This window comes from Shewanella sp. 5_MG-2023 (assembly GCF_030547465.1).
GTDB lineage: Bacteria > Pseudomonadota > Gammaproteobacteria > Enterobacterales > Shewanellaceae > Shewanella.
In genome coordinates, this window is the sequence record NZ_JAUORC010000002.1 from 97,361 (window position 1) to 124,360 (window position 27,000).

At 42.6% G+C, this 27,000-nt stretch carries 17 protein-coding genes; 5 read left to right on the forward strand and 12 right to left on the reverse strand.

All coding sequences use genetic code 11. The features are described from left to right. Nucleotides 1-10: 10 nt before the first annotated feature. From Q4557_RS01390 to Q4557_RS01405, 4 genes are all read right to left on the reverse strand, one after another. Complete coding sequence (locus Q4557_RS01390) at nt 11-721, reverse strand: endonuclease (protein ID WP_241901138.1); 711 nt, start codon at nt 719-721, stop codon at nt 11-13. A gap of 220 nt (nt 722-941) precedes the next feature. Then, nucleotides 942-1,517 carry a SprT family zinc-dependent metalloprotease gene (locus tag Q4557_RS01395; protein WP_102436731.1) on the reverse strand — a complete coding sequence of 192 codons (576 nt, stop codon included), beginning with the start codon at nt 1,515-1,517 and terminating at the stop codon, nt 942-944. A gap of 94 nt (nt 1,518-1,611) precedes the next feature. Beyond that, the gene (locus Q4557_RS01400) at nt 1,612-2,805 is read right to left on the reverse strand and encodes a hypothetical protein (RefSeq protein ID WP_303410248.1); all 1,194 of its coding nucleotides are present in this window, start codon (nt 2,803-2,805) and stop codon (nt 1,612-1,614) included. A gap of 56 nt (nt 2,806-2,861) precedes the next feature. Further along, entirely contained in the window at nt 2,862-3,773 is a 912-nt protein-coding gene (locus tag Q4557_RS01405) for a LysR family transcriptional regulator (RefSeq protein WP_102436735.1), read from the reverse strand. A gap of 124 nt (nt 3,774-3,897) precedes the next feature. On the opposite strand from Q4557_RS01405, the gene Q4557_RS01410 reads away from it, so the two are divergent. From Q4557_RS01410 to Q4557_RS01420, 3 genes are all read left to right on the forward strand, one after another. Next, the gene (locus Q4557_RS01410; protein WP_303410251.1) at nt 3,898-8,454 is read left to right on the forward strand and encodes a biotin carboxylase N-terminal domain-containing protein; all 4,557 of its coding nucleotides are present in this window, start codon (nt 3,898-3,900) and stop codon (nt 8,452-8,454) included. A gap of 422 nt (nt 8,455-8,876) precedes the next feature. Then, nucleotides 8,877-10,967, forward strand: a complete 2,091-nt coding sequence (gene fusA / locus Q4557_RS01415) for an elongation factor G (protein WP_102436739.1) — start codon at nt 8,877-8,879, stop codon at nt 10,965-10,967. Between the two features lie 198 nt (nt 10,968-11,165). Further along, on the forward strand, nt 11,166-13,130 hold the full coding sequence (locus Q4557_RS01420; protein ID WP_102475339.1) for an alkyl/aryl-sulfatase: 1,965 nt from the start codon (nt 11,166-11,168) through the stop codon (nt 13,128-13,130). Between the two features lie 113 nt (nt 13,131-13,243). On the opposite strand, the gene Q4557_RS01425 is transcribed toward Q4557_RS01420, so the two are convergent. The 7 genes from Q4557_RS01425 to serA form a co-directional block, all read right to left on the reverse strand. Continuing rightward, the gene (locus Q4557_RS01425) at nt 13,244-13,669 is read right to left on the reverse strand and encodes a nitrate reductase cytochrome c-type subunit (protein WP_102436743.1); all 426 of its coding nucleotides are present in this window, start codon (nt 13,667-13,669) and stop codon (nt 13,244-13,246) included. Between the two features lie 101 nt (nt 13,670-13,770). Next, entirely contained in the window at nt 13,771-16,254 is a 2,484-nt protein-coding gene (gene napA, locus Q4557_RS01430) for a nitrate reductase catalytic subunit NapA (RefSeq protein WP_102436745.1), read from the reverse strand. Between the two features lie 373 nt (nt 16,255-16,627). Continuing rightward, entirely contained in the window at nt 16,628-17,695 is a 1,068-nt protein-coding gene (locus tag Q4557_RS01435; RefSeq protein ID WP_303410353.1) for a lipocalin-like domain-containing protein, read from the reverse strand. A 113-nt stretch (nt 17,696-17,808) separates the two neighbouring features. Then, nucleotides 17,809-20,352: an ABC transporter permease gene (locus Q4557_RS01440; protein ID WP_102436747.1), complete on the reverse strand. Its 2,544-nt coding sequence runs from the start codon at nt 20,350-20,352 to the stop codon at nt 17,809-17,811. Beyond that, nucleotides 20,345-21,013, reverse strand: a complete 669-nt coding sequence (locus Q4557_RS01445) for an ABC transporter ATP-binding protein (RefSeq protein ID WP_102436749.1) — start codon at nt 21,011-21,013, stop codon at nt 20,345-20,347. The genes Q4557_RS01440 and Q4557_RS01445 overlap by 8 nt, the downstream gene beginning before the upstream one ends. A gap of 205 nt (nt 21,014-21,218) precedes the next feature. Continuing rightward, complete coding sequence (gene ygfZ, locus Q4557_RS01450) at nt 21,219-22,178, reverse strand: tRNA-modifying protein YgfZ (protein WP_303410258.1); 960 nt, start codon at nt 22,176-22,178, stop codon at nt 21,219-21,221. 162 nt (nt 22,179-22,340) lie between these two features. Further along, nucleotides 22,341-23,570 carry a phosphoglycerate dehydrogenase gene (gene serA / locus Q4557_RS01455; protein ID WP_102436753.1) on the reverse strand — a complete coding sequence of 410 codons (1,230 nt, stop codon included), beginning with the start codon at nt 23,568-23,570 and terminating at the stop codon, nt 22,341-22,343. Nucleotides 23,571-23,721: 151 nt separating this feature from the next. On the opposite strand from serA, the gene Q4557_RS01460 reads away from it, so the two are divergent. Next, nucleotides 23,722-24,318 carry a DUF2238 domain-containing protein gene (locus tag Q4557_RS01460; protein ID WP_102436755.1) on the forward strand — a complete coding sequence of 199 codons (597 nt, stop codon included), beginning with the start codon at nt 23,722-23,724 and terminating at the stop codon, nt 24,316-24,318. A 256-nt stretch (nt 24,319-24,574) separates the two neighbouring features. Then, complete coding sequence (locus Q4557_RS01465) at nt 24,575-25,240, forward strand: response regulator transcription factor (protein ID WP_102436757.1); 666 nt, start codon at nt 24,575-24,577, stop codon at nt 25,238-25,240. 250 nt (nt 25,241-25,490) lie between these two features. On the opposite strand, the gene Q4557_RS01470 is transcribed toward Q4557_RS01465, so the two are convergent. Continuing rightward, on the reverse strand, nt 25,491-26,954 hold the full coding sequence (locus tag Q4557_RS01470; RefSeq protein ID WP_102519417.1) for a curlin: 1,464 nt from the start codon (nt 26,952-26,954) through the stop codon (nt 25,491-25,493). Between the last annotated feature and the right edge of the window lie 46 nt (nt 26,955-27,000).

Below are 27,000 nucleotides of genomic sequence, written 5' to 3' on the forward strand. Positions count from 1 at the left end.
ATAACAATCCTTAATCAATGAGGCTGAGGGTTTGGCATTGTTTTAAGACAATTTTATTATGGTTACCCTGTTTTTCTGCAATTAAACGATCCCGCAGGCATTCTGTTTCGTTGACAGGGTAATAGCTGTTCCAAACTTCAAACAAGCGTTGTTGGCTAGATGAAATCGACAACCCATAAGTGTCTTGCATGTAAAAATAGGTTCTGGCAATAGCGCCGCGGCTTTGCTCAGGTGGTTGCACCTTTCGGCCCTTAAAGTCGACTACCATATCACATTGGCCATATAGGGTAGACTTTGCATTCCACTGACTAAAACGGTAATTGCTTCTGTCGCCGTTGACTTCACCCACGGTTGGAGTGAGGTTGTGTAAGTCGGCTTCCATTTTCTTAAATTCTGGGCTAACTCTGCCGCAATTTTTTCTGCCACCATCTTGCCAGCATTGTTCCTGATGGCCAAACTCCCAAGCAGAAACTACATGTTCCCATTCAATTCTGTTAGCTCTAGGGATTTGTTTCCTAACCTGATAACCACAGCTTTCTAAATCGGGTTTCCACTGCTTACCGACCACCTTAATGTCGCAGCCACAATAAAAACTGCTCATGGGGAGCGAGCTACTATAAATCTGCTGAGCAATTTTTTTAGCACTTCGAAAACTTTTCGGGTGTTCAGCTGCGTGTAAATTTGATGACGTTAAAATGATAGCGGTGAAAAGCACTAACAGCCACAGAGGCTGTAAAATATGTTTTAAATACTGTTGCACAAAAGACCCTGATTTTTATATACGGCACAGGCGTTATACGGGTGGTATAGCCTGATATTTGCGAAGGATGGTAAGGGATTGAAACTGGGGATGCAATCAATTGTGTTATTTCAATGCTAACAATGGCAAATATCACTATAAGTGAATGATAAATATTAGGATAAAGTAAAATTATTTACGGCTATGTTTTGGCTGTTAGTACCTGTGAACAGCGGATACAACGGTATTGAGTTTGATTGCGAGTGACTTTGTTGTGGCGGCGAATACTGAGCATGACCGGGCCGCACTGACAATGATACTGAAACTGTTTACCTGCAACGGATTTAGTGTCCAATTGATGGGTGGTGTCTGCAGGTATTTGATAAATGCCGTTCATTAACTGTTGCCACTCTTTACCGTGGGGCTTCACTTTGCCAAACAGTTGAAAGCACAATAAATGACTAACTTCATGGGGCACCACTTGGGTTACAAATGCATCGACATTCTCTTCTAGTAACACTGGGTTAAAGCGCAGTTTATTCAATTGTAGATGCGCAGTGCCAGCGCTTTTGCCTCTTAAGCTAAATAGAATGCTCGGACGGGGAAATTTTCGCTGCAGTTGCTGCTCGGCCAATTGATAGTCGGATTCTATTTTCAATAATACTTGCTGTTGGGCTTCGGTTTTCGGTAATGGAATACGAGCCTCTGAAGCAAGATGTTTAGTACAGGTATTTGCTATGGGGGTTGATGTTCGGCGTGCGAAAATAGATTTGAACATAATAAGCTAATCGTAAAGAGTTGTAAGTTGCTGTAGGCGAAATCGCCTGCTGATAAGGCTATAATAGCATTATCAGCAGGGCATAAAACTAATGCTAAAGCGAACCCGCAGCAAGTTTTATCATTTCGCGGATTTGCTGCACCATTTTCCATTCCATTTCTGCATCAAAACCTGCGACTCTGGGAGTATGAATATGGCCAACCGGTAAAGTACGGTTAAATTGTTGCTTTAATAAAATACTGCGATATGAAATCTCATTAGATAAATAACCGCCGCCAGAGCCTTCTACCGATTGCTCGTTAGCCAGTTCGTAAATGGACTTAGCATCAAATTGACCTCTGCTAATGCTGGTCACTTGATGATTGTCATTGATGCTCCAGTCACCTTGGGCTTGCTTCATGGCAGAGACAGGCAGTGAAAACTCCACAAACTCGGGACCGTTTAAGTTACCGCCATTAAAAAGTGGAGCCATTGGGGTGGTTTTATTTGCACCAGTATAAACGTTCAAATTGTCAGGTGCTGCTGCGCTGCGACCTCTTGCGGGGAAGCGCTCTAAATCAAAATTATCACGCCCCATACTGACAGTAAAAATCATATCAACACTATTATCACGATACATAGGCGTTAATAGTGATTCGATCATGCCGTTATCAAAGTCGGCAAAACGCACCGGGATCATCACAGTTTCGATTTGAGCTTGTTTGCCATTAACATTAAAAGTGACGCCATCTAAAGCCAAGGCTGTTAATCCTGATGGGTTACTTTGATCAATATGCTTATCTAAAAAGAATGGGTCAAAACCTGTGACGAGAATTTTAATTTGGCTTTCGGGTAAAAACTGAATGTCGCTTAAGCCTCTTGAAGACTTCTCAAACGCTTTAATCAAGATGTCACGCTGCCAAGGGACAATATTATAACCCGCATGGGCGGTTTTTAAGGTCTCTCGCATAGCAAGGCGACTCCAATATAGGCCGCGATCATCGTGTTTGCCTGACTGAACATCGGCTACCGCTTGCTGCCATAGTTGGGTGCCTTGGGCTGCGACCATTTGGGTAATGACTAGCTCATCAGTTGAGTTAACCAGCTTGTTACCTAAGCTGCTATTAAAGTGTTCATATTGATTAACCACGGCAGGCATTGAGCTCAGGGCTGTGGGTAAACGTAACTCTTCAACGTCTCGTTGTATGCTGAAGCCTTGGGCAACAGTAGGGGCTGAAGTTAGCAATAAGGCAGTAAAAGCTGCCAAAGCAGTACGGTTAAATAAGGGGGCAAACAAGGGCTTGAACATGACTATTCCTTTAGGATGTTTTATTTTTATGAGTTTAATTTAACACGGCTTTAGCACTAATTCATTATTGATTGTAATGACTCTTGGCTACCATATCGTTTCGCGAAAAAATCTAAAAAGGCGCTAATATTACTGGCTAATTGCCGTCTACTTGAATACACCCCGTACACTTTGAAGGGTTCCATAGGCCACTCTTGCAGTAATGGCACTAAACTGCCTGCTGCCAGTTCTTGCTTACAGCTATTATTGGATAGCATGGCGATACCAAAATCATCTTGAGCGAGGCGTTTGACCATACTGGCACTATTGACCCTAACCTTGCGTTTAAAGGTGGCCATGGTTTTGCGATTGCCTTTACCTACCGGCCAAATAGGCGCCGACATGCTGGTGCCTAATAATATGCCACTGTGCTGGGCCAGCTCTTGAGGGGTTGCTGGTGTGCCTGATTTTTTGAGATATCCAGGGCTTGCAACTAATATAGGTTGGCGTTCAAACAATAACCGCGCCACTAAGTCAGAAGATTCTAATGGGCCATATTTTATGGCAATATCATAACCTTCGCCGACTAAGCCAACATTACTGTCGGTGAATTGAACGTCGAGCTCGATGTTGGGATAAAGGCGCATGAAGCTACTGCAAAGGGTGGCAATGACGTCTTGAGAGAATGACACCGGAATGGCAATCCGCAATGAACCGGAGATATCGCTATGGGTATTTTCGATAATGGCTTTGGCGGCTTCAATTTCTTGGCGGATAGAATCACAATGTTGATAGAACAAAGCACCAATTTGAGTCAGACTTAAATTACGGGTATCACGTTGCAGCAAGCGTACACCAAGTTGCTCTTCTAGCTGAGCGACTTTACGACTTATGGTTGATTTTGGCTGGCCAATATCTCTGGCCGCTTGGGAGAAACCTTTTGCTCTAACTACTGCTGCAAACAGCATCATACCGTTTAAATCAGGCACCTTAGCCTCACTGTCTCAAAAATGGAACAAAGCGTCCCCAATAGTTTAATGGTAATTGTACAGGGAACAAAGTTATATTTACCGACTAAAAATTTTAGAGGCTATATAAGCAGAGGATCTAAGGATGACTAGCAAAAAGCAGCCCGTACACAAGACATCGGCACAATCGGCTGACCCGCTCTTTCTTAAAGCGGAGCATTTAGCTAAAGATTTTTCATTATTTCCAGCTCACAGTAAGCAAACTTTAGCTGAAGAAATCAAAGGATTGTTATCTGAAGATGCGATCCAAGCAAATTTAAAAGAACTGTCGACCTTAGATGTCGATAGTTATGTGGCTAAAGTTATTCAACCGACTTTAGATAAAAACCGCCCAAGTGCAAAACGTGTTATCGCTGATCTAAAAGGTAAGTTGATCACTGAGTTTCACTTAGGTTCTTTTTACAGTGCTGAAATTGAATTAAATTTCGGTTCACGTACTCGCCGCATTGGTTTTATCGCCCAAGAAAGAACCTCGGCAAACGGTGCGTGGATGCCTGAGCATCATTTAGCTGCATGTAAAGCGATCCGTCACTTTGCTGAGTTATCAATGCCAATCGTTTACTTAATTGATACTCCTGGCGCCGATGCGGGGGAAGTGGCTAACAGCCAAAACCAAGCCCATACCATTTCAAAAGCCATTGCAGAAAGTGCCAATGTTGACGTCCCAACTGTCGGTATCGTGATCGGCGCAGGTTACTCTGGTGGCGCGATTCCATTAGCGGCGGCAAACATCTTATTGTCATTACGTGACGGTATTTTTAACACTATTCAACCGCAAGGCTTACAAAGCATTGCCCGCAAGTACAACTTGTCATGGCAAGAATGTGCTAAGTCTGTGGGGGTATCACCAGAAGAGTTGCTTTCTGCTGGTTGTATTGACGGTATAGTTGATTTTTCTCCTTATGATAAAGACGAGCGTCAGCATAACCTGCGCCGCGCGATTATCAGTGGTATTGAAGCGGTAGAAAATGCAGCCATCACTTTTGTACGTGAATCTGACGATTTACGAGAGCATTATGATCGTAGTTTAGCGCGCTATTTAGACCCCTCTAAAAACCTTTCAGCCTTAGAAAATAACCAAGGCTTAGCTGTGGCGAACAGTCCAACCATGCACCACAATGTGTTTGGTAGTGCCTATCGTTATTTGCGTTATCTCACTGTGCGCAGTCGTATTCATTCAATTTCGGTTGAACAGTATGGCCGTTTGTCGAAAGTGAGTGTACCTGAAGGTGATTTACTGGCGCGTATTCAGCAAGAGCAAGACAGTGTATTTCAATCTTGGTTAGCGACGCCTGATAAATTAGTTTACGACGAAGAGTTGAATAAGCTTTGGGGCACTTTTGATGCCAAACGTAGCGAGATTTCAGCTGAACGTAACGTGATCACTCGTTTCATCTTAGGTGAGCCGAAAGAGAACTATAAGAAAGCCCGTAAGGCATTGCTCTTTAACATCGGCTGGTCTTTGTATCATCGCTGGAAAGGTAACTCAGCTAACAACTTCAAAGGCTTAATTAAGCACCTTGAATCATTGCCATCATCTACTACTCAAGCGCCTTGGCCTGAGCTGAATCAACTGACTGTACTTGATATTGTGGTCAATGATGAGTTGCGTGAAGACTTCATTTGGCAATGTCATAACGTATTAATCTTTAATGCACTATATGACAATGTGGTGGTTAACTTAGCGTCGATTTCCAAAGAAGCGATGATGTCTAAGAGCTTGTCACGTGAATCAGTTGATAAGTTATTGCATAACGCCATCGATACTGCGTTATCAAATAATGATGAAGCCAACGATAAGAGCAAGTTCTATAAATGGCTTAAATTCTTCATGGCGCAATCTAACCGTGCAGAACTGTTAACCCGTGTAGAGCAATGGAAGAGTGTCGGTTTCCCGCAATTAAACGACAGTTTATTTGTTATCTTAACCTACTTCTTTGAGCGTTTATTGCCAGAGTATTTCGACAGTGAAGAAGATCAATCTAAGTACACAGGTGCTATCAACCCTGTGCGTATTGGTCGTCGTAAAGATTTCTGGAACCGCCTCACCATGGGCTACCAAGATCTACTGATCCAAAAAGTCCTTCGTGATGAAAAGCGCCAAGGGAAAATGGGTTGGGAAAATATTATTGGTAAGTTCTTCACCGAATTTGAAGAGCTTAATGGCGATAAGATGTCTGCCAACTTGCTCAACTTCCCAGGTTTCCGTTTATCTATTGAAGATGCATTAGACAAAGGTATTCGCCCATGTGGTTTAATTACCGGTTTAGCTGACTTTGATAATAACGGTCAAACACTGCGTGTCGGTGTTGCGGTATCAAACATTGCCTTCCAGGCTGGTGCGTTTGATATGGCCAGTGCTGAGAAGTTCAGCGCGCTATTAATTGAATGTGCTAAGCGTAAATTGCCAGTGGTTTGTTTTATCAGTTCTGGTGGTATGCAAACCAAAGAAGGTGCAGCGGCACTATTCTCAATGGCTGTGGTTAATGACCGTATCACCCGTTTTGTACGTGATAATGAATTACCGGTATTGATGTTTGGTTTTGGTGATTGTACCGGTGGCGCACAGGCAAGTTTTGTGACCCATCCGTTAGTGCAAACTTATTACCTATCAGGCACTAATATGCCATTTGCTGGTCAAATGGTGGTGCCTGCATACTTGCCATCAACAGCAACGCTATCTAACTACTTATCTAAAGTACCGGGTGCGATGACGGGCTTAGTGCATAACCCATTCACCGATACTCTTGATAGCCAATTATCAAGTATTGATCCGTTAATGCCACTGCCAACATTGCATGCCCAAGAGATCATTGCTAAAGCGGTATCAACCTTAGTGCCTGAAGTTAAAGCCATTGAAGAGAAGATTGTTCAAGACGATCCTCGTGCGTTAATGAAGCCGATTGATAAAGTGCTTATCCATGCACGTGGTTGTACTGCGGTTAAGTTGATCCGTAAAGCCCATGACAACAAAATTAATGTTGTTTTGGTGGCATCAGATCCTGATATGACCTCAGTGCCTGCAGACATGCTTAAAGTGAACGATAAGCTGGTTTGTATTGGTGGTAACACCTCTGATGAGAGTTACTTAAATGCCTACTCTGTCCTGAAAGTGGCAGATTACGAAAACGTTGGTGCGCTTCACCCTGGTATTGGCTTCTTGTCAGAAAGCCCGCAATTTGCTGCTTTATGTGTTAACAATGGCGTAAACTTTGTTGGCCCAAGCGTGCATTCGATGACGACTATGGGTAACAAATCAAACGCGATTAAAACCTCACAAGGCCAAAACGTGCCTGTTGTGCCGGGTAGCCACGGTATTTTGACCAACGCCGAGCAAGCGGTAAACGTAGCGCTTGAAATTGGTTACCCTGTATTGCTTAAAGCGGTACAAGGTGGTGGTGGTAAAGGCATCCAAGTGGTAACTAAAGCTGAGGACATGATTGGTTTGTTCCAAAAGACTTCAACTGAAGCGGCTGCAGCATTTGGTAACGGTGACCTTTACCTTGAGAAATACGTCACCTCATTGCGTCATATCGAAGTGCAGTTACTGCGTGATAAGTTTGGTAACACCAAAGTGTTGGGTATTCGTGACTGTTCAGTGCAACGTAATAACCAAAAAGTGATTGAAGAATCGGGTTCAACCATGTTGCCTGAAGAGCTTAAGCAACGGGTACTTGAATACACTCGTGCATTAGGTGATGCCACTGATTACATGGGTGCGGGTACGGTTGAGTTTATCTACAACCTTGATGCTAACGAAGTGTACTTCATGGAAATGAATACCCGTCTGCAAGTTGAGCATCCAGTGACTGAAGCAACCTCAGGAATCGATATTGTTAGTGCCCAGTTTGATATTGCTGCGGGTCGCTCAATTGAAGATCTAGAGCCAGTTGAACAAGGTTACGCCATGGAAGTGCGTATTACTGCTGAAAAAGCAGCCCTTGATAGTGATGGTGTACTGCAGTTGTTGCCAAACCCTGGCAAGATCAGTGAGTGCTTCATGCCTGAAAGAGACGATGTTGAAATCATCTCAATTGCTGAAACGGGTAAAGAAGTATCGCCATATTACGACAGCTTAATCGCGCAAATTATTATTCGCGGTGAGTCTCGTGAAGATGTGATCACTAAGATGTCTGCTTACTTAGATGAAGCTTACATCAAAGGTATTGCCACTAACATTCCATTATTGAAGCTTATCCTTAAGGATGCGACCTTCAATCAAGGTGTTTACGATACTAACTATCTACCACGCTTGATGGCTGAGTTAGATGTACCTGCCTTGATTGCTGAAATGGAAGCGGCGGCCGAAACTGTTGGTTTAGATACCGAGTCTTTACGGGTTGCTGAAAGTAACGAGCTTAAAGTGTTAGCCCAAGGCGCTGGTATTTTCTATACCTCACCAGCACCGGGTGAGCCTGACTTTGTTAAAGAAGGTGACATAGTCACAGTAGAGCAAACATTAGCGCTAACTGAAGCGATGAAGATGTTCTCTCAAGTAAGCTTAGCCGGCTTTAACCGTCAAAATGCAGTGCTGTACCCTGAAGATAAAAAGTATCGCATTGAGCGCATTCTAAACGGTAATGGTCAGCAAGTTTCTCAAGGTGACTTACTGTTTGTGATTTTGCCCCTTGATGGCGAATAAGCTTAACGCTTGATTGCTTGATGACACAAAAATCCCTAAAGCTTTTTTAGGGATTTTTTTATGTCCGACAGCGAATTAAATACTTTTGCATCAGTCGACGAAGAACAACTTAAATTCACCTAAATGAAGGCTATTAAGTCAATATTAACCTTGTTGTAGTAACCTAAGGTCAATTTAAACAGCTTAGAAGTAAAAAAACACTATTGTTCGAAAAATAAACGATAAGTTTTATTTCTCTGTTTTATATAAGAAATGTGTATTTTTATCGAATTTATTTACGTAAAATGCGATAAAAATTGCAAGTCCTATTTGCGCTATTGCAGGTTCCAACTTACAATATGCGCCTTAAATAACCTGATGTGCGGTGTGTCTAAGTTTTTACACGCTCCGTCTACCTCTTAACTAATCATTAAAGTTGAATCATGACCGAATTATCCAAATACAGAAACATTGGTATCTTCGCTCACGTTGACGCGGGTAAAACCACGACCACCGAGCGTATCCTAAAGCTAACCGGTAAGATCCATAAGATCGGTGAAGTTCATGATGGTGAATCTACTACTGACTTCATGGAACAGGAAGCTGAGCGCGGTATTACTATTCAGTCAGCAGCAGTAAGCTGTTTCTGGAATGACCACCGTTTTAACGTTATTGACACTCCTGGTCACGTTGACTTCACTGTTGAAGTTTATCGTTCACTAAAAGTGCTTGATGGCGGTGTTGGTGTATTCTGTGGATCTGGTGGTGTTGAGCCTCAGTCAGAAACTAACTGGCGTTATGCTAACGAATCAGAAGTTGCTCGTATCATCTTCGTAAACAAATTAGACCGTATGGGTGCTGATTTCTTACGTGTTGTTAAGCAAACTAAAGATGTTCTAGCTGCTAACCCACTAGTTATGGTTCTTCCTATTGGTATCGAAGATGAGTTTAGTGGTGTTGTTGACCTACTAACTCGTAAAGCTTGGGTATGGGACGAAACTGGCGAAGCTGAGAACTACAAAATCGAAGACGTTCCAGCTGACATGGTAGACATGGTAGAAGAATACCGTGAAATGCTAATCGAAACTGCTGTAGAGCAAGACGATGACCTAATGGAAGCTTACATGGAAGGCGAAGAGCCATCTATGGAAGAAATCAAGCGTTGTATCCGTCAGGGTACCCGTGATATGTCATTCTTCCCTACATACTGTGGTTCTGCGTTCAAGAACAAAGGTATGCAGCTTCTTCTTGATGCTGTTGTTGACTACCTACCTAACCCAGTTGAAGTTGACCCACAACCTCTTACTGATGAAGAAGGTAACGAAACTGGCGAACACGCTTTAGTTTCAGTTGACGAGCCATTCAAAGCGTTAGCATTCAAAATCATGGATGACCGTTTTGGTGCACTAACCTTCGTACGTATCTACTCTGGTAAGATCAACAAAGGTGACACCATCCTTAACTCGTTTACAGGTAAAACTGAGCGTGTTGGTCGTATGGTTGAAATGCAAGCTGATGAGCGTAACGAATTAGATTCAGCGCAAGCTGGTGACATTATCGCTATCGTTGGTATGAAGAATGTTCAAACTGGTCACACTTTATGTGATGTTAAACATCCTTGTACTCTTGAAGCAATGGTATTCCCAGAGCCAGTTATCTCTATCGCTGTAGCGCCAAAAGATAAAGGCGGCAGTGAGAAAATGGGTATCGCTATCGGTAAAATGATTGCAGAAGATCCATCTTTCCGCGTAGAAACTGACGAAGACTCAGGCGAAACCATCCTTAAAGGTATGGGTGAGCTTCACTTAGACATTAAAGTAGACATCCTTAAGCGTACTTACGGTGTTGACTTAATCGTTGGTGAACCTCAAGTTGCTTACCGTGAAACTATCACTAAGGTTACAGAAGATAGCTACACGCATAAGAAACAGTCTGGTGGTTCTGGTCAGTTTGGTAAAATTGACTATGTTATCCGTCCTGGCGAGCAAAATACTGGCTTTACTTTCAAGTCTTCAGTTGTTGGTGGTAACGTTCCTAAGGAATTCTGGCCTGCAGTTGAGAAGGGCTTTGCTAGCATGATGAATACCGGTACTGTTGCTGGTTTCCCTGTGTTAGACGTTGAACTAGAACTTACAGATGGTGCTTTCCACGCAGTTGATTCGTCAGCTATCGCGTTCGAAATCGCTGCTAAAGGCGCATTCCGTCAATCTATGCCTAAAGCTGGCGCACAACTTCTTGAGCCTATCATGAACGTTGACGTATTCAGCCCAGATGACAACGTTGGTGATGTTATTGGTGACCTTAACCGTCGTCGTGGCATGATTAAAGACCAAATGGCTGGTGTTACTGGCGTTCGTATTAAAGCTGACGTACCGTTATCAGAAATGTTCGGTTACATCGGTTCACTACGTACTATGACATCAGGTCGTGGCCAATTCTCTATGGAATTCGCTCACTACAACCCATGTCCTAACAGTGTTGCTGAAAAAGTAATTGCTGACGTTAAAGAACGTGAAGCTGCTGCTAAGAAGTAATTCTAGCGTTTAAGCTTTAATAAAAACCGCTGCAAGCTAATGCTTACAGCGGTTTTTTTATGCTTTAAATTTGAGGATAAAAAATAAAAATTATTAATAAATATAAAACTAATAGCGCTAGCGCTTGGTTAAATAAGCAGCTAACTTTACTCCTAGGATAACGAATTAAGTATTTAATCGTGTTTAAAAGGAGCTTATATGAAACCGCTTTATCTGCTTGCCGCGGCTTTTTCTGTCGCGGTGTGTTTTAATAGTGTCGCCGCTACTCAATCTAAACCTGCTACTGAACATACTCAAAAAGCCAATGCCGCAGTGCTAAAGGCGCTTCCCTTTAACGACAAGCAAGATTTTGACAATGCTAAACGGGGTTTTATTGCTAAGCCTGATGTGGTGACCATTAAAGATGCCAATGGCAATGTGGTATGGGATTTAGAGCAATACAAAACTTATATTAGTGATGACAAAGCCTCCCCAGATACGGTCAACCCCAGTTTATGGCGTAATAGCCAATTGGTACTTCATCATGGTTTATTTGAAGTGACTGATAATATTTACCAAGTACGTGGATTTGACTTAAGTAACATCACTTTCATTAAAGGCGACAAGGGCTGGATTGTATTTGACCCATTAATCTCCCCTGAAACAGCTAAAGCCTCATTAGACTTAATTAATAAGCATATTGGAGAGCGTCCAGTGGTGGCGATTGTTTATAGTCATAGCCATATTGACCATTATGGCGGTGCAACCGGCTTAGCCACAGCTGAAGATGTCGCCAGCGGTAAAGTGCAGGTGATAGCGCCGGAGCATTTCACTGAGCATGCGGTGTCAGAAAATGTCATTGCCGGTAATGCCATGGGTCGCCGTGCGGTATTTATGTACGGCGCATTACTGCCTAGAAATGCCCAGGGCGGTGTAAATGGCGGTCTAGGTATGACAGTATCGACCGGGCTTGCGGGTTTATTAGTGCCTAATAAGGAAATCAAACAGACGGGGACTAAATTAACTATTGATGGTGTTGAAATGGAGTTTCAGTTAACCCCCGGCACTGAAGCACCAGCTGAGATGAACACTTGGTTTCCACAATATAAAGCCTTGTGGATGGCGGAAAACACGACTAATACCATGCATAACATCTTAACCCTTCGTGGGGCGCAAGTGCGAGATGCGCTGATTTGGGCCAGTTTCCTTGACGAGACTATTAGCCTGTGGGGCCAAGAAGCAAAAGTTAAGTTCCAAAGTCATCATTGGCCTTTATGGGGCAGTGACAACATTATTCCTTATTTCAAAAAGCAGCGTGATATTTACAAATTCACCCATGACCAATCAGTAAGACTGATGAACCAAGGTTACACAGGCGAAGAGATTTCTGAAATGATCACACTGCCACCTGAATTAGAGCAGAACTGGGCTACCAGAGGCTATTACGGTACGCTGAAACATAATAGCCGCGCAGTGTACCAACGTTATATGGGCTGGTATAACGGTAATCCATCTAACCTTGATAATCTGCCGCCAGAAGTGGTTGCTAAAAAGTATATGCAGTACATGGGTGGCGAAGCTGAAGTGGTTAAAAAAGCCAAAAACTCTTTCGCTGATGGTGAATATCGCTGGGTTGCTGAGGTGATGAAACATGCTGTTTTTGCTAACCCTCAATCTACTGAGGCTAAAGAGTTATTGGCCGATGCCTTTGAGCAATTAGGTTATCAAGCTGAGTCAGGGCCTTGGCGTTCAGTATATTTACAAGGTGCTTATGAGCTGCGAAATGGTATTCCGTCGGCAGGGGGAACTCAAACCGCAACACCTGATACTATTCGCGCGATGACACCTGAATTGCTGTTTGATTATTTAGCGGTAAGATTGGATTCTGCCAAAGCGGCGGGTAAACAGTTTGATATCAATATTGATTTCACTGATCTTAAAAAGGGTTACAGCTTAACAGTTGAGAATGCGGTATTACACCACAGCTCAAATCAAGTTGAAGACCCGGATGTCGGCTTAGTTATGAGCATGGAAACCATGAATAGCATCCAGCTAAAAGAGATAACCTTTGATGAGGCCATTAAAAAAGGCGATGTAAAAATTAGTGGCGATGAAAGCTTATTCACTGCGTTTTTAGGCATGCTTGATGAATATAACTTCTGGTTTAATATTGTGACGCCGTAAAGGCTTTAGACTTTGAGCCTTAGCTAATGTTGTCATGTTAGCGACAAACTAAAATGCCACTGAGATCCAGTGGCATTTTTATTTTACATCGATATCAAGCTGGATGTAGAAGCTTAGTTTGTGTGGTAATTCTCAACTAATGCTTCTTTATTATCTGCTTGTGCAACATGGCACTGAACACAAAAATAATATTTATCGTCAAATTTTCCATCGGCTTTTACGTGTGACTTGTCGATTGGCGTGGCTTTCATGCGCGCTGCCTTTTCAGTACTGTGACACGTTAAACAACCATTCTTTTTCATAGTGATAGGATAACTATCTCTATGGGGGATCATAGGTGGTTGATGCACAAATGTTCTTTCAATCGCAGTTCCGCGGCTTGGGTAAGTCGCTTTTGCATCTGCAGGAATGGTGTCAGTAATCTGTACATCACCAGCTAGTGATTTTACATTTACTGGTGCAGCAGTTTCTGCTGCTTGTTGACCTGAGCATGCGCTAAGACTGAGCACTATCGCAGCAAGGCTAAGTAATTTCTTCATGGTTTACACTCCTTCATATCCATTATTTTTTGATTAAATGGATAGAGATAAATAGTGATTCAGTGATGCTAAATTTGTTTTCAGCATCACTGTAAGTCAAATTAGGCTTTAACAATCTTCACTGGACACTTCTTGAAATCTGTTTCTTTCGATAACGGATCAGTAGCATCAAGTAATAATTTGTTGACCAGCTGTCTAGCATCAAAGAATGGCATAAACACCACGCCGACAGGTGGCTTGTTACGGCCTTTAGTTTCAACACGCGTTTTCACTTCACCACGTGGAGAAATCACTTTCACTTCATCACCATTTTTCAGGCCACGACTACTCGCGTCTTTAGGGTGCATGAATACCTGTGCATCAGGGTAAGACTTATGCAGCTCTGGTACACGAGCTGTCATACTTGCTGTATGCCAATGCTCAAGTACGCGACCTGTAGACATCCATAGGTCAAACTCTTCATTTGGCTCTTCAGCAGCGGGCTCAAATGGCAGTGCAAAAATAACCGCGCGTCCATCAGGCTTACCGTAGAAGTTATAACCTTCACCAGCTTTAACGTATGGATCGCTTCCTTCAACGAAACGACGAACCGTTTCGGTACCATTGACTACAGGCCAGCGTTTACCGCGGTTTTCATGATAGTTGTCAAATGCATCTAAATCATGACCGTGTCCACGACCAAATTGAGCATACTCTTCAAATAACCCTTTTTGCAGGTAGAAGCCGAATGCATCGTTTTCATCGTTGTAGTCACCTTTACACTCTGATGACGGGAATTTATCAACGACACCGTTAGCAAATAAGATGTCATATAAGGTTTTTTCTGCATACTCAGGCTTTTTAGCAATTAACTCTGCAGGCCAAACTTCAGAAACTTTGAAGCGCTTAGAGAACTCAACAAGCTGCCATAAGTCAGACTTAGCGCCTTCAGGGGCTTTAACTTGTTGATGCCACATATGAGTACGGCGCTCAGCGTTACCGTAAGCACCTTCTTTTTCTACCCACATCGCAGTAGGAAGAATCAAGTCAGCAGCTGTTGCTGTCACTGTTGGGTATGGGTCTGATACCACAATGAAGTTTTCTGGGTTGCGGAAACCTGGGTAAATTTCATCGTTAATGTTTGGACCTGCTTGCATGTTATTGGTGCACATAGTCCAGTAACAGTTTAGTTTGCCATCTTTCAGCATACGGCTTTGAAGTACAGCATGGTAGCCAGGTTTTGGCGGAATCGTGCCTTCAGGTAGCTGCCATAACTTTTCAGTGATTGCGCGATGTTTAGGGTTTGCTACAACCATGTCTGCAGGCAAACGATGCGAGAAAGTACCCACTTCACGTGCTGTACCACAAGCTGAAGGTTGACCTGTTAATGAGAACGGGCTGTTACCTGGCGTGGCAATTTTACCTGTTAACAAGTGAATGTTATAAAGCATGTTGTTTGCCCACACACCACGAGTATGTTGGTTAATACCCATAGTCCATAAGCTCATGATCTTGATGTTAGGATCAGCATACGCTTTTGCCATTTCGATAAGGTTTTCAACTGGTACGCCACTCATTTCAGATGCGTATTCAGCAGTATAAGTACTGACAAATTTTGCGTATTCTTCAAAAGAGATAGGCTTAGATTTGCCGTTACCTGGGTTTTTCGCTTTCTGCTCTAGAGGATGCTCAGGGCGAAGACCGTAACCGATATCAGTCACACCTTCTGCGAAGTTAGTATGCTTGCTGACGAAGTCTTTATTAACCGCATCGTTTTGGATGATATAATTGGCAATGAAGTTCAAGATAACTAAGTCAGATTGCGGCTTAAATACCATAGGGTTGTCGGCAAGTTCGAAGCTGCGGTTTTCAAATGTCGATAACACATGGACTTTACTGCCTTCATGGCTTAAACGACGGTCAGTTAAGCGTGACCATAGAATAGGGTGCATTTCTGCCATATTGGCGCCCCAAAGCACGAAGTGATCTGCAGCTTCGAAGTCATCATAGCTACCCATTGGCTCATCAATACCAAAGGTACGCATGAATCCACCTACCGCAGATGCCATACAGTGACGGGCATTAGGATCGATGTTGTTGGTAAGGAAGCCCGCTTTGTGTAATTTAGATGCCGCGTAGCCTTCCCAGATAGTCCATTGGCCCGAGCCAAACATACCTACCGATGTAGGGCCTTTTTTGGCAATACTGGCTTTCCACTTGTCAGCCATGGTATCAAGGGCAACATCCCAGCTTACTGGGGTAAATTCACCTTCTTTGTCATACTTGCCATCTTTCATTCTTAATAATGGCGACGTAAGGCGGTCTTTGCCGTACATAATTTTAGAGAGGAAGTAGCCCTTAACACAGTTAAGACCTTTGTTGACTGGGCTTTCTGGGTCGCCCTGAGTCGCAACAACTTTGCCACCTTTGGTACCCACTAAAACACTACAACCCACACCACAGAAACGACAAGGGGCTTTGTCCCATTTTATTTCTGCAGACTGCTCTTCTGCTTGAACCATTTTTATTGGTAAAGCAAGTCCAACTGCCGAAGCGGCTGCGGTAGCTGCATTGGCTTTTAGAAACTCGCGACGGCTTATGCTCATGGTGTTTCCTCACTCTTAAATGTATGTAGACAGTATTTTTAAAACTATCTTTGTTTTTATTTACCAAGGTTTTTATTAACAAAAAACTTAACTATCATTGAGTCTAAACCGCGCATTTTTCATGGGTATACCCCAGACTGAGTATACGGGCTGTTTATTGCTGTAGATCACACTAGTAAGTGTGATCTAAAGCACATTTTTCAATTTGCTCAATTACTTAATTAGCAAATGTAAATTTAATTCTTACGGATTATTGATAGTTAATGGTAAAAGTATAGGACAGATATAGATAAATCCGTCCTATAGAAGTAGAAGCTTCTATAGGCTTTAAAAAGCGAGGAAGAGGCAAAATTAACTTTGAACATCAATGGTGCTAATAGCCCGTTAGCTCCATATATCCATTACCAGAATGACTGCCTGATACGCTGATCGGGCCTTCCCAATAAGAGATTGTCAGTGGCATATCACTGTTGGGGTTAAGTGCTTTAACGGTGACATCAATATCTTCGCTAGTAATGCTAACCTGCCAACTAATTGGATAGCGACCACTGTCAGTTTGTTGCCAGCTAAGCGGGGTAACTTTTATGTCGTTTGGGTGTGACTTACTATTAATATTTCTGCCGTTACCGTCGAAAAACATTCTGCGGGCACTAAAAAAGGCCTCACTATTACTGTTTCTTAGTTGAAAAAGCATTAGCGCAGAGCCATCATCTAGGCGAATAGAAAACCAGTCCCAGCCTTGCTGGCTTTTAGTAAGGAATTGCGAGCTCCACTCCCTATCAAGCCAAGCCTTTCCTGTGACTATTTCAGTTTTACCATCACGGTTAATAGAACCTGTTAAATCAATAAAAGGCTGGCTGTAATAGTAAGAAGCAACTTCGCCGTTAGGGCTTTTAATACTGTAGCCGTTATCGCCTTGTAGGTTCATTGGCGCGTTACTAGTTAATGATAATTGGTAGCCAAATTTTTCAGTGTTAACCGTTAAATTTGCCGGAAATAACGCATTTGTTTCACTGCGCCACTGCCAATCATCTAACGCGATGGTGAGAGGGTTAGAGCTAACATGAGCCAGTTGTGGATGGGCGCGAGACCATTTCTCTTTGGCTTGATGCTTGGATGCTGAGGTTAATGCAGCGTGTGACATAAACATTTGATTAGTAGCCCAGTTGTTTGGCGCGGCAGTATCAGCAGCAGACAGCGCAATTCTGAATTGAGTCCATTGAAGCCCTAGCTCTTCACCCGCCTCAGTGGTCATATTGGCCGTTAAATACCACCACTCTTGCCTAAATTTATCATGGCTTAAATGATCTCGCGGGAAATTGAGTTGATGATCTGGCAGTACTTTGGCGTATTGCTCAAGGCTGTCAGCGTCTTGCGTTAATAGGCTGCCCATACTGGCTTTGTTATCTGACTCTGCTGTTGAATTAGGCTGACAACCCATTTGGCTCAGACAAGCTAACAGTAACCATATTGCGATAAAAGCTGACTGTCGTAGCTTTAGCACTGGGTCAATCTGTCGCTTTATGTTGGCGCTGGCTATCGGGGCGTTATACATTATAAAGCCTCTTGCTGAAGGTTATGAATAAGTGATTTACGGGTTTGCCAGTAAAGTGGGATCGCGATGGCAACGGCGCTGGTAGACAGCGCAATTAACACCACTCGGGCATAAGCTTGCCAATCCCATAGCATGGCAATACTCCAACCAAAGGCTTGTAAAGTGACTTTGTTGATAAGTAAGTAACCCAGTACAGCACCTGTTGGCAGCGCCACTAAACAGGTGAGTAATACAATAAACTGCATTTGAATGAACATCATAAATCGCAAGCGTGCTTTGCTCACCCCAAGGGCATATAGTTTGGCTAGTGGTGCTTGTCTGGCTTGGGTTAGCATTAAGCATGCACTGAATAATCCAATGGCAGCCACCATTAAGGTGAGGCTATTGAGCACCATGGTGATAGAAAAGGTTTGCTTAAACATGGCTATGGCTTGCTGCTTAATTTTGGCTTGGTTATACATTTGCGCTGTTGAAATTAGCTTGCTATTAACGAGTGATTGTTCAAGCTCGTTTATATCGCCATCATAGCTGGCAGCGATACTTTTAGCTTGTTTAGGCAATTGTAATTGTTGCCATAGTGTATTACCAATTACGACCTGACCCTTAGGGTTACCATAATCAAAGAAGATAGCGCCAATGGTCACGGGGTGTTGATTCGTTTTTGCTGACATGATTGGCAATGTAAAGCTATCGCCAATTTGTAACTTGTATTTAATCGCAATGGGCTCACTTATCATCAACTGATTACCCTGAGTAAATTCAGCCCAGAAGTCATCTGATTGCTGTTTTAGCGAACTGACAATCTTAGTTGAATACAAATCGCGACTCACAAGTTCAACGGGCATATTTTGATAACTGCTATTTACTGTCCACTGTGAATATATACCAGTGACCTTAGGCTGCTTCTCTAAGAAAGACGCAATATCAGTGATGTTTTCGCTTGACGGGCGCATGTATAAATCTGCATGAAGGCGGCTTTCAAGCCAGGTTTTTAAGGTGACTTCAAAACTGCCCACTAGGGTATTCATCGAAATGTTCGCGGTTAGCGCCAATAGCATCGCCATCATGGCTAACGATAACGGCCCGATTAACTCTTTGGTTTCTGCCATCATGTATTGCCATAATCCTGCCGGAAAATACTTAGCCAAACTACTACTGACATAATGCAGTGTTAATGGCAGCAATAGTGGGATAGCGACAATAACAATCCCCATCAGTGCGAGGCTAAATTGATATTGCTCAGTAAACGGAAACAGTGCAGCGCAAATGGTTAATGCCACTATCGCGATGGCAAACAACCAGCGTTGTGTGACCAGCAAACTGCTTGCTTGATTATGTTTGGTGCCAGCTCGGGCTAGGGGTTGTTGCGTTAATTGTCGATACAGTGGCAGGCAGGCGAGTAAACCGGCAAACAAGGTTAACACTATGGCTTGGGCAAACCACTGCCATTGCCAGTTGCCGGGCATTAGCCGAGCGCCATAAAGCTGCTCTAGTGTCATGGCGACCATAGGTTGTAGCCAGACGCTGAGTTGCAGCCCCAGAATAAAGCCTAAGCTTGCACCAATGATCACCAGCACAATGAGCTCAGCGACCAGTGCTAGCATCACATTATGCTTATTAATCCCTAATTGCAGTAATTGTACTAATAATTTTTGCCGCTTCATCAAACTGTAGCGCACGCCGTTATAAGCGATAAATAGCCCTACCACAAAAGCCAGCATACTCATGGCGTTAAGGTTTAAGTGAAAACTACGGGTAAGCTCTTGTAGCGCCTGGCCTTGATCTTGTTCTGTAATACTCGCCTGTTGCTGTAATAGATTTTGACTATTGATTTGCTCAATCAGTGGCTCAGCAGGATCAAACAAAGCAATATAAGACAGCTTATTGGGTTGGTCTAATAGGATTTGCGCTAAAGAGATATCAGCGACAATGGCATTACCTAAGCCATAATCATCATCGACACTGATCACTTCGAGCTTGATAGTGTTAGCGGCTTTATCTTGTGGGTTTTGTAAATAAAACCACCCGTCTTTTGCTATGTTATCCGCTAGGGATTGGCTCATTAACAACACATTGCTGCCTGCTAATAGCTTATCCAGTGGAATATTAATGGGCGTTTTGCTGTTGGTATTCGTTTGAGCTTCAGATGAATGGTTTTGTAAGTTAACTGCAGCAAATAAATCGCTGCCTTGAATTTGCCAGCGCCGCCCTTTATCGTCGACTGCAAGGCCATTAATCACAGCTAAAGCATTACTGATCCCGCTTTGACGCAATCGGAAATAGACCTGCTCATTAATGAGTTGTTGCCCTGCGGCTGGGGTGATCAACAAGCTTGCCCGTTGACTTAATAGTTCGGTGGCTTCGCTGTAACTTCTTACTGCATTTTCATTGGTAGACTTGACGCCTATTAGCAAGGTGACTGCGAGGAGGATACCGAGAAGAATGGCACCAGCTTGTAATGGCGAATGGCGGTAGTGGGCAAAGAAGATTTTTAGTGACAACAGCCATTGTTTGACAGTGATGTCTTGAGCCTGATTACTCATGAATATGGCCTTTTTCTAAATGCCACCTGCGTTTCATATAGCCCGCACAGGTTTCACTGTGGGTTACCATCAACACCGTGGTATTTGCAGCCATGGTAAGCTGGCACATTAGCTCCATTACTTGCTGACCTGCAGCTTCATCTAAATTACCGGTTGGCTCGTCTGCTAGTAATAATGCCGGTTTGTGGATTAACGCTCTGGCAATGGCAACGCGTTGCTGCTGACCACCCGATAAGGTTTCAACAGGTCTTGTTAAAATGTCACTAATCCCAAGCTGCGTAATAAGCTCATCGCCCCAATCACTCCACTTTTGATTATTAAGCTGTAATACAAAACGGATATTATCGATAACATTAAGCGGGGTGAGTAAGTTGAATTGTTGGAAGACAATACCAAGTTGGGCGCGCCTAAACTGGCTCCATTGACTATCTTGCCACTGCGCTGCTTGTTGGTTCATGAGTTGTAACTGACCAGAATCAATTTTCTCAAAACCGGCAATGATATTAAGTAGGGTGCTTTTGCCCGTGCCGCTGGGGCCGGTTAGCGCAATGGTATCACCACGATGCAGGGATAAATCGACACAGTTAAGCACCTGATGGAGTCTATCGCCATCGTTAAAGCCTTTGGATACTTGCGATAGTTGGGTGATCACTGCTGTCATTAGCGTCTCTGGTATTACTTGTAATTACATCATCATACGACAAATAAAATTACTTAGATCGACTTTTCATTGAAATAACCCGTTTATATGTTGATTTTGAAATAATAAAAAAGGCTGAAGAATGAGAAGTAACCTCATCCATCAGCCTTTATTTAATGTTACGGTTAGCAGCCTTTGTTGGCTTTAACCCATATAACCGTTTAAGTTAATCTTCTAACGAATAAGGTAGCGGCTTCACCACTAGCTCACTTTGGTTGTCATTTTTTACTCTTAGTTTTGCATCATTTGGCGTATCGTTAGCCAATACTGCGGTTAATAGCACTTGGCCATTAAATTCAACCGCTTCGATAACTTTACCCGCTCGAAGAAAGCCATCTTCTGAGGCAATTTCAATTTGAGTTTCACTGCTGACAGTTTCAGAGGCACTACCGGATAGAATATACAGGGCGCGTTTATTACCACCGCGGTACTTCATTCTGGCAATGGTTTCTTGGCCCATGTAGCAGCCTTTTTCAAAACTAATACCGTTTACCGCCTGTATATTACACATTTGTGGTACAAACTCACTGCTGTGGTTGTCGTCAATATTGGCGTAACCGGCTTGAATTTCTAATGCTTGCCAAGCTTGGTGGCTAGATAGTGGTTGATTTGAAGCTGTGACTAATTGCTGCGCTTTTTCAGCTGATGTAATCACTATGAAGCGCTCAGCATCTTTTAAAATAATAGCGCCTTCAGCGTGAGTAACTTCATGTTCAATCCGTCCAAATTGCTGCTCAATAAACTCTGCAGCCTTCGTACCAGCAAAGCCTAAAATAACTTGCTTAGCAGTGACATCAGTTAATTCCGCTTTACTGAACACCGCATATTTCTGCCATGAGGCCAAACTTAGCGGTAATACTGATGCTGGCATTAAAATAAAAAGGCTTTCAGCAATTGTGTAGGTTCTAAAGCTAGCAATCATCTTACCCTTAGGATCGCAATGGGCGCCCCAGCGCCACTGAGTTTCTGTCAGCGATACGATATCGGTAGTGACTTGGCCGTGAATAAAGGTTTTACCTTGCTCACCGGTCACTTCAATTAAACCTAAGTGGCTTAAGTTTGAAACCAGTAAGTCGGGCGTTGAAGTTAAGTAACCCCAGTTTGGCTGTGTGGTTGCGAGTGTCATAAAATGATCCCTAAGGTGAGCAACAAAGATAAGCTTTGAGTGTAACGGAATTCAGTGAGGCTCAAAAGAAAAAGCTATCTTCAATTAATTGAAGATAGCTTTAATTCACAATTTAACTGCGAGATAAGCCTAAGGTTAAATCGTTCACCGACTTAGCTTGAATTAAAACAATACGCGGGTACGAATAGTACCTTCAATTGCTTTTAACTCGCCCAGCGCTTGTTCGGCTTGGTTTGAATTGACTTCCATGACCACGTAACCAATATCTGCAGTCGTTTGTAGATATTGCGCAGCAATGTTAATGCCTTTTTCTGAAAACGCTTGGTTAATTTTAATCAACACACCTGGACGGTTGTGGTGAACATGCAATAAGCGCGAGGTGCCTTTATGTTGTGGCAATGACACTTCAGGGAAGTTAACCGCAGACACAGTTGAGCCATTATCAGAATATTTAGCCAGCTTACCCGCGACTTCAATACCGATATTTTCTTGAGCTTCAGCAGTACTACCACCAATATGCGGGGTAATAATGACGTTATCTTGTCCACGTAGTGGGCTAATAAATTCGTCATCATTTGACTTAGGCTCAACTGGGAATACATCAATTGCAGCGCCTGCAATATGGCCTGACTTTAGGGCATCAGAAAGCGCATCAATATCAACCACAGTGCCCCGTGATGCATTGATAAAAAAGCTTTTTGAACGCATTTGTTCAAACTCTGTCGCACCAATCATATTTTTAGTTTGCGCAGTTTCTGGTACATGCAAGCTGATAACGTCTGCTTCATTCAATAGTGTTTCCATTGAATGGATTTGGCTGGCATTACCCAGTGGCAACTTGTCTTCAATATCGAAAAATACCACCCGCATACCGAGGGTTTCAGCCAAAATACCCAGCTGAGTACCTATATGGCCGTAACCAATGACCCCTAAGGTTTTACCGCGCACTTCATAGCTACCATTGGCACTTTTTAACCAACCGCCACGGTGGGCAAGGGCGTTACGCTGAGGAATACCGCGCATCAGCATGATGATCTCACCTAACACTAGCTCAGCAACACTGCGAGTGTTTGAGAATGGCGCATTAAAAACGGGTACGCCTAACTTCTCAGCAGCGGCAATATCAACTTGGTTAGTACCAATACAGAAACAGCCAATCGCGACTAGTTTTTCAGCATGGTTCAACACTTCAGCGGTTAATTGGGTGCGCGAGCGCAGGCCGACAAAGTGAGCATCTTTAATTGAGCGCAGCAACTGGTCTTCAGGAAGGGAAGCTTTGTGATATTCAATATTGGTATAACCTGCACGCTTAAGTACATCGACTGCAGTTTGGTGGACGCCCTCCAACAGCAGGATTTTAATCTTATCCTTGTCAAGCGAGTGTTTTGCCATGGTGTGGGTACCCTCTTATCAATAGTTATGCTTATGTTATGCTGACATTAATGCGCAACCAAAATAGCATTATTTATTGCCATTGTAGAGGGCTAGATGGCTAAAGACTGTGATCTTGGTTTAGAACAATATCATCTAAAGGGAATGTATAGTGAATAAGAAAGTTATATGGGTGGTTATTTTTGCTGTCGTGCTCGTTTGGTCGGTGAGTTCACCTAAAGATATGTTTACTTGGTGGTTAGAAGCACTGCCAGCATTAATCGCCTTACCCATCTTATTTTTTACCCGTAATAAATTCCCCCTAACACCCTTAGCTTACTTATTGATTTTGTTACATTGCTGCGTGCTCATGGTCGGAGCTAAATATACCTATGCCGAAGTACCACTGTTTGATTGGTTGGCTGATGTGATGGGTAGCGAACGTAATAATTATGACAAAATCGGCCATCTTGCTCAGGGGTTTATTCCGGTCATACTGGCAAGAGAGGTGATGCTAAGAAATCACGTCTTACAACCGGGCTATTGGTGTCAGTTTCTATCAGTTTGTTTTGTATTGGCATTTTCTGCTTTTTACGAACTTATTGAGTGGTGGGTTGCAGCTGCAACAGGTGAGAATGCGGAGGCGTTTTTAGGCACTCAAGGCTATGTGTGGGATACACAGTCAGATATGTTTATGGCACTTATAGGTGGTATTAGTGCATTAGTCTTGCTCACAAAGGTACATAATAAGCAGTTAGCATCACTTTAATCAGCTACATTTATAGATCTTGTGACTGTTAAGTTTATTTTTACTTGTTTTATTTTTGGTAACGGCTTGGTTTGCGAGCACTTAATCTATTAATGAGTACTTAAGTATTGCAGAAATACTTTATAGACTAGTTAAAATGCCTTATGGGCTAGTTAAAATGTACTATTATTGCATTATGTTGTTATTATGTTATCAATGTTTCAGGAAGAAACTCGTATAGCCGAGAGATACAGAATACTTTTCAGGGAGAAAAGTGATGAATTCGAATATTGATGAATTAGTCTTCTTACACCAGGTTGCAGCGCCTTGCAACTTGGCTATTTTAGCTGAGTCGATAGGGTTAAAAACCAGGGTAGTGAAACACCCTAGTGAACTTGAAGTAGAACATAATACTAATTGTTTCTATTTGATCGCCCAAAAGGGGGCCGCGCTGGATAGCAAAGGCATTCCGCTGTTGGTATCACGGCTAGTTAATCATGTCCCTGTCGCTTTATATCAAGTTGAACGGGGCTCGTTAGATCAGGAGTCTGCACTATTGTTAGGTGTAAGAGGCTTACTTTATGCCGACCAACGTATGGATTTAATGTTGACCGGGTTACGTAAAATGGTAGCTGATGAGCTTTGGTATGATCGACCGCTAATTAGCAAAATTTTCCGCCGACTAGTACAAAAACTTGATGCTAATACAGAAATCCCCCCAGATACTATCGCAATGCTGCAAATGCTCACTAATCGTGAAAGAACCATTATTCAGCTAGTTTCAAGCGGTGCAAGGAATAAAGAAATAGCCCACAGGCTTTGCATTAGTGAGCACACGGTAAAGGCACATATCTCTTCCATCTTTAGGAAAACCCAATCTCGCAATCGGGTCGAGTTACTGCGTTGGGCACAAACTTATCAAGCCCATTTTGAGTTCGCTTAACTTAGGTTATTTACCCGCTTTAAAATAATTTAGAGATGTTATTAAGCCAGTTGCTAGTTGTAACTGGTTTTTTTGTTTGTTTCGGCAATTATTTCATCGTGTAAAATTAATTTATGAGCTTATGTCATAAAATTGCACAGAATTAGCTTAACGTAATGAAAACAATAAGCTTTGCCAGTGGAGGAGATATTAAAGTAAATATATAGGGAGCAATGTGCTCCCTATATTCAGTAAGAAAATTTTCTATAAATTAATTCTGGTAAATTGCTGCAGAATTAAAGTTTCCGGTTTGGACTACAGTGGCAATATCATTAGTGCCAATTTGCATGCCTGTAACCGTATTATCATTACCAATTTGGGTTACATTTAATGTATTCATAGTACCATCAATTGCAAAGTAACCATCATCTCCACCAACCCAGTTACCGTCGCCTAGCTGAGAAACGGTAATTGAGTGGTCATCACCAAAGGCGACTATATCAGTTAAGTTAAAATCACCTTCTTGGCTGATATCAACAGTCTGATTTGAACCGACATTTGAAATAACGGCTTCGTTATCATTGCCTGTTTGGCTCATATCAACTGTATTGTTATCTCCAACGGTTTCTGAATATGCAAAGTTAAGTTCACCTGAAGAAGTGATAGTGACCTCATTATAGAAGCCATCAGCTACAAAAGCAGTGTAGTTATCTGCACCACTTTGATCTACAGATATAACATTCTCATCACCATAAACAATAAACTCAGTTAAATTGGCATCACCAGTTTGTACGACTTCAATATCGTTAAGCGAGCCATTTAAAATAGCAATATTAGCGCCGCCCACTTGGTTACCAAAACCATCTTGACTAATAGTAACGTCATTATCGTCTCCAAAAGAAAACTCTATTGTTGCGCCGTTATTAATGCCAGTTTGGTCGATAGTAATATCATTTAAAGAGCCTGATAAGCTTGCTACTACAGCAGTGTTATCATCGCCTGTTTGGCTAAAATCGAATGTATTATTATCACCAAATACACCTAAAGCAGCACCAAAGTTGTTATCACCAAGTTGGTTTACAAATAGTTCATTACCATCGCCAGCATTTAGGCTGCCTGAATCGGAAACGATACCTGCTTGGTTATTTACACCATCTTGCATTATGGTTGCACTATTACTATTACCTTCAACAGCGAATACCGCTAAGTTAATCGCACCGTACTGGGTTACTTCTGCAGCGTTTTCATTACCAATAACTTCGATGATACTTTCGTTTTGAGCTCCATCTTGAATAACATCAGCAGTGTTACTATTACCCGTTAGCGATACGTCACTAGTGTTATAAAAGTCAGCCTGCTGAATAGTAACTTGGTTTTGGTCACCTATGATGCCAACGTTTGAAATATGCCAATCATCAACCTGGTTAGTAATGACAGAGTTTCCATTACCTTCAGAGCTAATATAAGATTCTTGCCAGTCCCCTTGCTGGGTTACCTCGGCAAACTGTAAATCACCAATTTGTGTCACGGTTGAAATATGACGCGTGCCAGTTTGGCTTACTGTGGCATCCTGCTCCATGCCCGTTTGAGTTACTGTTGCGTTAGTATTCGAAGCGAATGCCGATTTCTCTGCAGCTGTCACCTCTGGTAATGAAAGCCCTGCTGCTGAAACGGGTAATGCTAAGCTTGCTGCAATAGCAAGTGATACTAACGATAATTTCTTTTGCGATTTCATTCTACGCTCCCTGTTTAAATATAGATTTATCTGATGATTAGAAAAT